The organism is Acidovorax sp. AC410, assembly GCF_979253235.1.
Map to the genome: position 1 here is coordinate 3448535 of NZ_CEEDCG010000001.1, position 10808 is coordinate 3459342.

At 62.1% G+C, this 10808-nt stretch carries 11 protein-coding genes; 9 read left to right on the forward strand and 2 right to left on the reverse strand.

Annotated features, from left to right (window positions below; translation table 11 throughout):
- Positions 1-27: 27 nt before the first annotated feature.
- The 5 genes from AC0IZS_RS16070 (at position 28) to AC0IZS_RS16090 (ending at position 3769) form a co-directional block, all read left to right on the forward strand.
- A complete protein-coding gene (locus tag AC0IZS_RS16070; protein WP_235516165.1) occupies positions 28-522 on the forward strand; it encodes a hypothetical protein in 495 nt (164 codons plus the stop codon).
- 302 nt (positions 523-824) lie between these two features.
- The gene (locus tag AC0IZS_RS16075; protein WP_471636509.1) at positions 825-1058 is read left to right on the forward strand and encodes a hypothetical protein; all 234 of its coding nucleotides are present in this window, start codon (positions 825-827) and stop codon (positions 1056-1058) included.
- Positions 1059-1247: 189 nt separating this feature from the next.
- Positions 1248-2039 carry an SDR family NAD(P)-dependent oxidoreductase gene (locus AC0IZS_RS16080; RefSeq protein WP_471636510.1) on the forward strand — a complete coding sequence of 264 codons (792 nt, stop codon included), beginning with the start codon at positions 1248-1250 and terminating at the stop codon, positions 2037-2039.
- A gap of 14 nt (positions 2040-2053) precedes the next feature.
- Positions 2054-2608: a low affinity iron permease family protein gene (locus AC0IZS_RS16085; protein WP_471636511.1), complete on the forward strand. Its 555-nt coding sequence runs from the start codon at positions 2054-2056 to the stop codon at positions 2606-2608.
- A gap of 153 nt (positions 2609-2761) precedes the next feature.
- The gene (locus AC0IZS_RS16090; RefSeq protein WP_471636512.1) at positions 2762-3769 is read left to right on the forward strand and encodes a hypothetical protein; all 1008 of its coding nucleotides are present in this window, start codon (positions 2762-2764) and stop codon (positions 3767-3769) included.
- A 554-nt stretch (positions 3770-4323) separates the two neighbouring features.
- Here the strand turns inward: AC0IZS_RS16090 and AC0IZS_RS16095 are convergent.
- A complete protein-coding gene (locus AC0IZS_RS16095) occupies positions 4324-5691 on the reverse strand; it encodes a cation:proton antiporter (protein WP_471636513.1) in 1368 nt (455 codons plus the stop codon).
- 555 nt (positions 5692-6246) lie between these two features.
- Between AC0IZS_RS16095 and AC0IZS_RS16100 the strand changes: the two genes are divergently transcribed.
- On the forward strand, positions 6247-6870 hold the full coding sequence (locus tag AC0IZS_RS16100) for a hypothetical protein (protein ID WP_471636514.1): 624 nt from the start codon (positions 6247-6249) through the stop codon (positions 6868-6870).
- A gap of 4 nt (positions 6871-6874) precedes the next feature.
- Positions 6875-8275 carry an ATP-binding protein gene (locus AC0IZS_RS16105; protein ID WP_471636515.1) on the forward strand — a complete coding sequence of 467 codons (1401 nt, stop codon included), beginning with the start codon at positions 6875-6877 and terminating at the stop codon, positions 8273-8275.
- Between the two features lie 98 nt (positions 8276-8373).
- Here AC0IZS_RS16105 and AC0IZS_RS16110 read toward each other — a convergent pair whose 3' ends face one another.
- The gene (locus AC0IZS_RS16110) at positions 8374-9549 is read right to left on the reverse strand and encodes a sensor histidine kinase (RefSeq protein ID WP_471636516.1); all 1176 of its coding nucleotides are present in this window, start codon (positions 9547-9549) and stop codon (positions 8374-8376) included.
- A gap of 140 nt (positions 9550-9689) precedes the next feature.
- On the opposite strand from AC0IZS_RS16110, the gene ku reads away from it, so the two are divergent.
- Together ku and AC0IZS_RS16120 are read left to right on the forward strand one after the other, a co-directional pair.
- On the forward strand, positions 9690-10586 hold the full coding sequence (ku, locus tag AC0IZS_RS16115) for a non-homologous end joining protein Ku (RefSeq protein WP_471636517.1): 897 nt from the start codon (positions 9690-9692) through the stop codon (positions 10584-10586).
- Positions 10587-10619: 33 nt separating this feature from the next.
- Positions 10620-10802 carry a DUF3606 domain-containing protein gene (locus AC0IZS_RS16120; RefSeq protein ID WP_471636518.1) on the forward strand — a complete coding sequence of 61 codons (183 nt, stop codon included), beginning with the start codon at positions 10620-10622 and terminating at the stop codon, positions 10800-10802.
- The last annotated feature ends 6 nt before the right edge of the window (positions 10803-10808 follow it).

Genomic DNA, 10808 nt, shown 5'->3' on the forward strand with positions numbered 1-10808 from the left:
TGCAAGCAAAGATATGGTGCGTTTTTGTTGAAGGTTCAGCTGATTTCCATCGACATATTCTCAAAAACATGGCGCATAGCCAAAGCAACTATGAGCAACCTTACTCACCCCAACAGCAAGCGCGGCCTCGATTTCGCACATGTGGCTTTGAATCTGGCCACGCAATGGCAGGGCCCTGTCATCATCAAGGTAAGAAGCTATCGGGCCCTGGTTCTAAGCGGCCTGGAAACCTTCAGGGCCGATGCGCTCGAGGTTCCGCAAGCGACCGGCTTCATCGAACTGATCGGTCCGCGCTCAGGCACCGCCGCGACATCTCTGCTCGTCGGATTCTCAAACCAGGACCAAGGGCCGATCGGCACTTTCGAGCTTCGCAGCAACGAAGCAGTGGGAACCTTGATCCTGCCGGGGAAGCACTTCACTTCCTGGCTGGAAATCGCCAAGGCCCCCAATGCCCACTTCCGAATAGGCGGAGATGGCCAGCGCAATGCGTTGGCGTCAGATGCGGCGCTGCTGCACTTCTAAAACGGGAGTGCATAGAAAACACCCGCAGCTGTTCGAGAGTGCTGCGCGCACGAGTGAGCGCATTGATCTAGCTGCTACGAGCAATTCGCCCATGGTCGGCAGGGGTGGAGAACCGAAGCTACGCTGTGTGAACTCGGTGGCGCTGGCATCGGATGTCACCTCGACCGTAGCTCCGTGAGCGGTCGAAATCGCGCGCACTACGTACAGGCCAAGCCCCAGGTTGGCCCCCACCTGGGCGCTAAATGCGTGAGCGCCGCCGAACTCAAGATGGCCAAGCAGCTTGTTGCCGCGATGTCCGGCAAATGGAATCCGGCGACTTCAAGGACGAGTTCCGCATCCAGGTGATGAAGCACTTGGAGAAGAAAGCCAAGGCTGGCGAGGGCAAGGCCGTGGTGGAGCCTGAAGAGGAAGCGCCACAGTCCGGTGACGAGGTGATGGTCCTCACCGCACTGCTCAAGCGCAGCCTGAAGGGCGGCGCCAAAGACGGCGCTAGAGCACCTGCCGAGAAGACTCCCGCGAAGCACGCGGCTGCCTAGCGGGCTCCAGTGAAAGCCGCCCCTCGAAGAAAAGCCAGTTCACCAGAGTTACTAGGCCATGGCGCCAGGGCCTCTTTGCACCTCCAGATCATCGCGCCACGTAGGACTCCGCACCCTGTGCGTTGGGCTGGTTCCTGACGATCCGGGGAAGGGCGCAATTCCACAATGGCTCGTTTCAGGAGTCGTACTATGTCCAACCCCTATCGCCCCCTTGCCGTCGTCACTGGAGCCTCCTCCGGCATCGGTTTCCACCTGGCCCGCTGCTGCGCCGAAGAGGGTTTTGACCTGGTGATCGCGGCCGACCAGGCACTGGACCAGGCGGCCAGTGACCTGCGCATGCTGGGCGCCCAGGTGGCGGTGGTGCAGGCAGAACTCGCCAGCCGCCAGGGTGTGGACGCGCTGGTCGAGGCCATCGCCGGGCGCCCTGTGGATGCATTGCTGGCCAATGCCGGGCATGGGCTGGGCAAAGGTTTTCTGGAGCAGGATTTTGCCGATGTGCAGCATGTGATCGACACCAACATCACGGGCACCCTGTATCTGCTGCACAGGATCGGGCACCCGATGCGCCGGCGCGGCAAGGGGCGCATCCTCATCACCGGATCCGTCGCAGGCTTCATGCCAGGCAGTTTCCAGGCCGTCTACAACGGCACCAAGGCCTTCATCGACTCATTCGCCGCGGCACTGCGCAACGAGCTCAAGGACTCCGGCGTCACCGTCACCTGCCTGATGCCTGGTGCCACCGACACGGAGTTCTTCGCCCGCGCCGACATGCTGGACACCCAGTTGGGGGCTGACGAAGGCAAGGCCGACCCGGCGGACGTGGCCAAGGTCGGCTTTACGGCGATGATGGACGGCGAGGCCGACGTGGTGCACGGCCTCAAGAACAAGCTGCAGGCCATCATGGCGAAGGTCACGCCCTCGCAGGTGCTGGCCGAGCAGCACCGCAAAATGGCCGAGCCGGGCTCGGCGCTCAAGGACTGAGGGGCAGGCATTCCATGAACCAGCAAGTCCTGACCCAGGGCGATGGCACCGATGCCCTGGGCTCGATGCCGTCGACCAGCAGCCCCTCGTATGCGGACCGCTCGGCACTGCAGACCGCGTTCGACCATTTCGCCTCGCGCGTCACGCGCTGGGCGGGTTCGCCCGGCATCTTCTGTGCGGCGTTGATCACGGTGGTGCTGTGGGCGGCAGCCGGGCCCATCTTCCACTTCTCGGAGAACTGGCAGCTGGTGATCAACACCGGCACCACCATCGTCACCTTCCTGATGGTGTTTTTGATCCAGCAGAGCCAGAACAAGGACAGCGTGGCCATCCACCTCAAGCTCAACGAGCTGCTGGCCGCCAACCGTGAGGCCAGCAACCGCATGATAGGCATCGAGGACCTGGACGAGCAGGACCTGCGCGACGTGGCCAGCTTCTATGTGCGCCTGGCCGAGCGGGCCAAGGTCGCTGGCTCAAACAAGGAGGTGCACTCCATCGACGAGGAGGGCATGCCTGCCTCGCAGGCTGACAGGGCGCAGGGCGGCCCCCGCACACAGATGGGGCAGTGAGCCGGGGCAAGGCGTGCTGTAGCAGCCTGAAACGCCGGTATCCAACCGATTCCACTCACAGGCTTTTTGCCTACATGGGTACGCACCAAAACGGAACACCTTGCGCGCTGCCTGCTGCCTACCCTAGGGGCATCTCAACAGGAGGCAAAAGCCATGACCACCACCGCCTATGAACCGGGCTCCGACCGACTGGTCGCACAACCATTGGAGGGTGACGTTTCTTTGCGAAACGCAAGCGGCGTGAGCTGGGCGGCCATTCTCGCCGGTGCCGCAGGCGCTGCTTCGCTGTCGCTCATCCTGCTGGTACTGGGCACCGGGCTCGGGCTGTCGTCGGTATCACCGTGGGCCCAATCGGGGATTGCCGCCACCACCTTCGGTATCTCCACCATCCTGTGGATCACGTTCACGCAGATCGCTGCGTCCGGCATGGGCGGCTACCTGGCCGGGCGGCTGCGCGTGAAGTGGGTGGGGGTGCACACCGACGAAACCTATTTCCGCGATACGGCCCACGGCTTTCTGGCCTGGTCCGTGGCCACGCTGGTGACGGCAGCCATGCTGACTTCGGCCATCGGCTCCATCGTGGACAGCGGGGTGCAGGCGGGTGCGGCCGTGGCGGGTGGCGCAGCCACCACCGCAGCCGCTGCCGGCACGGGGGCCGCCGCTGCAGCGGCCGGCCAGGCATCGCAAAGCGACTCGTCGCCGAGCTACCTGGTGGACTCGCTGTTCCGCAAGAACGTGGCGGCGGCCGATCCGGCTGCAGCCGCATCGGCACCCATTGCAGCGGACGCTACCGCCGCGCCGGCCGCGCCGGCCGCGTCGAGCCCGCAATCTGCATCCACCTCCACCGCCGAAGTGGCGCGCATCTTCGCCAACAGCCTGAGCGCTGGTGCTCCACTGCCGGTGGAGGACGTGAAGTATGTCGCCCAGGTGGTTGCCCAGCGCACCGGCATCCCGCAGCAAGAAGCTGAAAAGCGCGTGGCGGAAACCTACACCAAGGCCCAGGCCAAGCTGGCCGAGGCCAAGGCCAAGGCAACCGAAGCGGCAGACACGGCGCGCAAGGCCTCTGCCTACGGTGCGCTGTGGCTCTTCGTGTCCCTGCTGGTCGGCGCCTTCGTCGCCAGCTTCGCGGCCACCTTCGGCGGCCGCCACCGCGACCTGTAATCCCCGCAATCAACCAACCCCCAAGGAGTTTCCCATGCGCTCTCTGCTCTTGTTGTTCCTCGGTGTCCCCATTCCGATCATCATCCTGATCGCGATCTTCCTTCGCTGACCAGCAAGAGAGCCTTCGGGCTCTCTCCTTTTCTGGCGGAGGTGCCGCTCCTGCAGCCGAACGACGTTGATACGTGTGACAGCGCTGTATCCGCCGCCTCGCCGTGACCGGTGGGTAATCGGGGCTTTGGTTCCCATGAACGATCTCAGCCACATCGTCGCTGCAAGAGTGTGGCCGGCTGCAGCATGAAAGACTTCAAGATCCGCTCTCATGAACGAGCATTGCACCGAACCATCTCACGGACATGATCAAGACGCTTTGGATTTGCGCGTTGTGCTCCTGGAAAAGGTGAACCCTCATACCAGGATCTTCTACAGGCATGCAGTGACCGGAATCCCTCTCCGGCATCCCGCACTGAAGCATCGCCTCAAGGGGCCGCTGGTCTGCTTGGCTGATTGCGCCAAATTGGTCGAGCACGAATCAGAACGCACCACCGACCCAGCCCTCACTCCTCCACCGCACGTCTCGCCTCCTTGCGCTTCTCATAACCCCGCATCAGTGGCGTGACGGAGACCCCGTGCAACAACATCGACACCAGGATCACCGCCAGCGTGATAGCTAGCAGCCGCTGGGCGATGACGGGCTGCAGGTCGTGGGTGATCGCGTACATCAGGTAGTACACCGAGCCGATGCCGCGGATGCCGAACCAGGCGATCAGACGGCGCTGTGATCGCTGCATCCGAACCCCCACCAGCCCGGCGTAGACCGCCAGCGGCCGAATGACGAATAGCAGCAGCGGCACAAACCACAGCACCTCGGCGCCAAAGTCCACCACCGCGAGCAAAGCACCGACCACCAGCACCACAGCCACTTCGGCAAGGCGTTCGAGCTGGGCGTTGAAACGCTCGACCGACTCCATCAGGTAAGTGGGCAACTCATCAATGAGCGGCGTCTCGGGCGAGCGCTCGGCGGCCTGCGCATCGTCCTTGGCCTTTTGCTCCTTCATGGCAGGCTCGGGGTCTTCAACATGCCCCGGCGCCACCTGTGCCAGCGGCTGCGCGGCCACGCGCCGCAGCGCTAGCCCCGCCGCAAACACGGCCAAAAAGCCGTAGGCGTGGCACAGCATCGCCACCCCGTAGGCCAGCCCGATGAGGCCCAGCACCATGAACTCATCCGGCCCCAGCGCCTCGCGCCGACGGATGCGCAGGTACAGGATGGCGCGGCCCACGACGGCGCCCAGCGCAAAGCCGATGCCCACGCCACCCACCACGGCCCAGAGCACGTCCACTGTCCACCAGCGCCAGCCGCCGTGGCCCAGGTCGTGCAGCGACAGCATCCCCAGGCCTAGCATCACTATGGGAAAGGCCGTTCCATCGTTCAGCCCTCCCTCGCCCGTCAGACCAAAACGCAGTCGGTCGCGGTCTTGCGGGTCTGAAACCTGTACGTCCGACGCCAGCACCGGATCGGTGGGCGCCAAAATCCCGCCCAGCAGTACGGCAGCGCCCAGCGGCAAGTTCAACAGCCACACGCCAACGGCCGTGATCGCTCCCACGGTGATCAGCATCGACACCGTGGCCAGCTGCAGCGGAATGCGCCAGCGGGCGTCGCGCAACGGCAGCTCCAGCTTTAGGCCCACAGTAAATAGCGAGATCAGGACTGCGACTTCGGTCAGGCGCTCGATCAGCCCTGCGTCCTTGATCGGATCGAGGGTGAGCAGCTCCAATCCCCAAGGGCCGATGCACACGCCCACGCCCAAGTACAGGATGGCCGAGCTGAGCGGAACCCGCGCGATGAAGGAACTGGTCAGCGTCATCACCACGAGCAGAAGGCCCACCAGCGCAAAGCTAAGGGCTGGGAGCAGTGCTTCGTTCATCGGCTGAACGCAGCCTGTGGGCCGGCACCGGAGGCCTTGAAACGCGGGCTGCGGTGTCCGGCGGCGACGTAACGGGCGACACGATCGCTCCAGCTCGCTGCCGCGACGTGGGGATTGAGTGGGTTCGGGGCTGAGTGCATGTGCCAGATTGCAAGCCGCACCGCGCCATGGATGCCAGCGTGGGGCGCAATTGCCTGTCAGATCGGGCCGCGATAGGCCTGTTGTAGCCGGACGCTAAGACCCGGTGAATTCGTGGCAAAGGAAAGCGTCGGGCACGGTCTCGACGCGCCCGTCGTTGACGCCGAATTGGGTGAGGCCTCGCATGGGGTTCATGAAGTTGAAGGAGGGCGGCCCATGGCCAGCCAGCTGTGCCACGAACGCTCTGCGCTGTAAATACCTGCTGGGCGTAGAGCTCCATACCCCGTATGAGGCCTACACGCGTACGCGGTGATGGACCACAACAGTACGAGGGGTTCAGCTCGGGTTTAAAACGCTCTGGCTGGTCAAAACTGCTTTTGGCAAGTCTTCGCATTTCACGCGCCCACTGCTTTTACCGTGTCGAATATCCATTTACCTCTCTCGCTACGCCAGGAAATGCGGCAGCGGATCGACGAGTTCGACTGGTCGGCGACTCCGTTGGGGCCGTATGCCTCCTGGTCTCCAGTTCTTGTTGCTATGGTGGAGTTGGTGCTCAGTTCCCGCCAACCCATGTTTCTGGCCTGGGGGCAGGAACAGACATGGATCCACAACGATGCGTTCATCTCGATAGCCGGCAGCAAACACCCACAGGCTTTGGGGATGCCTGCGCGCAAGGTCTGGGCTGAGGCCTGGGCAGACCCGGGCCCACACTTCGAGCGTGTGCTTGTAGGTAAGTCAATTGCGCTCAGGGGATTCCATGTGGGGCTTGACCGCCAGGGCACGGTGGAAAACGCGGTGTTCGATTTTTCATACACCCCGGTGCGCTCTGAAGCGGGCGGGGCAGTGGCCGGGCTCTTCGGCGTTTGCATCGAAACCACCGCACAAGTGGAGTCGCAAAAACAGCAGCTCGCTATGGCCGACCGGGAGCGAACACGAATCCTGGATATGAGCCGCGATCTTTTCGCGGTGGCTTCATTTGAGGGACGGGCTGCTGTCCATCAATCCGGCGTGGAGCCGCCAACTCGGGCGTTCAGAGGCTGAGCTTTTGGCGACGCCGTTCGCTCAAATCATCCACCCTGACGATCTGCAGGAGACCGCTAGCGTCATTGAAGCACTGGTGGCAGGTCGCCCTGTCCACCATTTCAAAGTTCGCTTGCTCAAGGCCGACGGTGTCCCCATCTCCTATGCTTGGTCGGCAGTGCCGGAGTTGGATCCACCGAACGGCACTTTCTATACCGTAGGTCGCGACATTACCGACGAGCGAGCTGCTCTGGCCGAACTTCTTGCTGCCCGGGATGCCCTGCGGCAATCTCAAAAAATGGAGGCCGTGGGGCAGCTTACTGGGGGCATCGCCCATGACTTCAACAATTTGCTAGGCGGCGTCAGCGCAAGCTTGCAGGTTTTGCAGAAGCGCCTGGATGCGGGCAAGTTGGACGATGCCCGGCGTTACATCGACTTGGGGATGAAGTCCGTAAGAAAAGCTGCATCGCTCACCCAACGGCTGCTCGCTTTTTCAAGGCGACAGACCCTCGATCCCAAGCCTATCTACATCAACCAGCTCGTCTCCGGCGTAGTCGAGATGATTCAAACGACTCTGGGACCAGCCCTCGAAGTGGAAACCCACTTTGTGGCAGAGGAATGGGCGTCGATGATCGACGCGTCGCAGCTTGAAAACTCACTGCTGAATCTGTGCATCAATGCACGTGATGCCATGCCAGACGGTGGGCGTTTGCTCATAGAGACATCAAACGAGGTGCTCGACCCGCGATGTGCCCACGAGCTCGATCTCCAGGCAGGGAGCTACGTATGCTTGAAGGTGCGTGACACGGGATACGGCATGGATGCAGATGTGAAGGCGCGTGCGTTCGACCCGTTCTTCACGACCAAGCCGCTGGGACAGGGTACAGGCTTGGGACTTTCAATGGTGTATGGGTTCGTCCGGCAATCGGGTGGGCAGGTCGTGATCGAATCGGAGGTGGGTGTAGGCACTACGGTATCGATCTACCTACCCAGGTACACGGGCGCGGTTGAAGCGGATGAAGAAGACTTACCTGTCGAGCCAATGGTAAAAAGCTCGGGAGAAATGGTACTGGTGATCGAGGACGAGCCGACGATCCGGATGCTGGTGCTAGAGACGCTCAAGGACGCTGGATACAACCCCCTGGGTGCGCAGGATGGCACCGAAGGCTTGCACATATTCAAATCGGTGGCGGGAATACAGTTGCTGGTGACCGACGTCGGGCTGCCGGGAGGAATGAATGGGCGTCAGGTCGCTGATATGGTACGCACCACGCTGCCCGATCTGCCCATACTGTTCATCACCGGCTATGCGGACAAGGCGGCAGTGGGAAATGGCCTGCTTCCGCAAGGCATGGAGGTGATGACCAAGCCTTTCGAGTTAGAGACGCTCGTTGGCAAGGTGCGCCAGATGCTTGATCTGAAGTAGCGAACGACATGGCGGACTTCTGGCAATCCAGTGGCGCTGCTACATTGTGGGGCGGGTTTGCCGCAGGTGCAACGGATCAACAGACACGCGCCGCGGGGTTACCTTTCGCTGCCAGTTGGCGGGTGTTCGGTGGCTACGGAATATCGTGGCAGCCGCAGCGTGAACTCGGTGCCGCTGGCGTTGGATGTCACCTCAACCGAGCCCCCGTGCGCGGTGGCAATCTCGCGCACCACATACAGGCCTAAGCCCAGGTTCGCACCCGCCACCTGCGCGCTGCTGTCTGTAGCCTCAGACTCCTCGCGAGAGTCATCACGCACCAGGGGATCGAATAGCTTTGGCAGCAATGAGGCCGCAATGGGCTTACCGGTGTTGCGCACGGTCAGTAGCACATCGTCTCCGGTCCCATCTAGCCCTACCCACACGGGCGAACTCGGAAATCCGTACTTCAACGCGTTGAACACCAAATTCGACAGGGCTTGGTGCAGCCGCCGAGGATCCCATTCGCCGCTGAGGTCACCATCACTCTGCAGGATCAGCTCGCGCTCGCTTGATATGGCATCGATCTCATCGAGGGTGTTGCGAGCAAATTGGTCGAGCTGCATATGCGAGGGGGATAGCCTGAGTCCTTTGCCTAGGCGATGGGTTGTGAACTCCATGAGGTCATCAAGCAGAGCCTTCATCTGGGCCACGCTGCGAAGGACGACCGGCGCGTGGCGTACGTCGCCCGGCCACTTGCGCAGCTCCACCGTGGCTGCGCCCGCTATCGTGCTGAGGGGCCCCCGTAGGTCATGCCCCAGTACTCCCAGGAAAAGGTCGCGTGCCTTGTTCAGTTCTGCAATGAACACTTCGACGGACTCAGCAAGTGCCTGGTCAACTGCCTCATCGAACCGAATCACCTCGTCTATGTCCTGCAGCTGCGCCTCTCGGCCCGATGCTCGCCAGAGCCTCAACACCGTTGCCCTCAGCGCACGGTATTCAGCCACCATCTGGCCCACTTCGAACCCCTGTCGCTCACGCTGACGCGCATGGCTTCGAGAGGGTACTCCCGCCGAGGTGGAGGCCAGTTGGCTCTTTCCTTCAGACTTTCTGCGCCGTTCTTCCTCATCCTGAGGCAATTCCATGTTGCGGACCAGCTCTTCCAGGATTTTCTTGCCGTGGTCTTCCAGCCCGACATCGTCAAGGTCCCGCGCAGCGGGCAGTTGATCGCGCGCAAAATCGATCCACGCATGCAAGATGGCGGCGTGGTTCTCGGTGATGAATACGGCAAGTCGCATAACGCATTGTCCCTCGTGACACCTAACCGATAGATGGTGCGATGGCCTACGAAATGCGTGAGAAAGCACCTACGTAAGCAAATATGGGCGGATCGCAAAATTGCGACCACCCGGGATCCCCGCGCGTGGAGAAGATCAGCATGGCAACTGGAAGCCGCACCCTTTGGAAAGGTGCCATCACCTTTGGCCTCGTCCACATCCCGGTGGGCCTGCACACAGCCGCCACCAGCGAGGGTGTGGACTTCGACTGGCTGGACAAGCGCACCATGGACCCGGTTGGCTACAAGCGCATCAACAAGCGCACCGGCAAGGAAATCGACAAGGACAACATCGTCAAGGGCGTGGAATACGAGGACGGCAAGTACGTCATCATCAGCCCCGAAGAAGTCGAAGCGGTGTTCCCCAAGACCACGCAGACGATTGAGATCGAGCGCTTCATCGACGCCAACGAGATGCCTTTCATCTTCCTGGAGCGGCCGTACTTCGTGGCGCCGGTCAACAAGAGCGACAAGGTGTATGCGTTGCTGCGTGAGACGCTGATCGCCACCGGCAAGATCGGCCTGGCCAAAGTCGTCATCGCCACAAAGCAGCACCTGGCCGCGCTGGTGCCTTCGGGCCCGGCACTCGTACTCAATCTGCTGCGCTGGGGCGACGAGGTCAAGGGCTTCGACTCCCTGGAACTGCCGCCTGCCGGCGCAAAGAGCGTGAGTGCCGCCGACCTCAAGATGGCCAAGCAACTCGTCGCCGAGATGTCCGGCAAATGGAACCCCGACGACTTCAAGGACGAGTTCCGCATCCAGGTGATGAAGCTCGTCGAGAAGAAGGCCAAGGCCGGGGAAGGCAAGACCGTGGTGGAGCCCGAAGAGGAAGCGCCACAGTCTGGTGGCGAGGTGATCGACCTGACCGCGCTGCTCAAGCGCAGCCTGAAGGGCGGCGCCAAGGAAGAAGCGAAGTCCCCTGCCAAGAAGGCCCCCGCGAAGAAAGCAGCTGCTAAGAGAACACCAGCAAAAGCCGCCCCTCAAAGAAAAGCCGCCTGACGGTCATAGACCACCAACCCCAAGGAGACGACCATGTCCGATGACAAGACCAAGACCGGCGGCCAGGACCGCACCCGCATCAGCCTGAGTGAAGACTACGAAGTGCGCGACTGGGCCAAGAAGTTCGGTGTGACCGTCGACGAGCTCAAGGCCGCCGTAAAAGCCGTGGGCAACGACGCCAAAGCAGTCGAGGCGCACCTGAAGGGCGGCCGGTGAGCATTC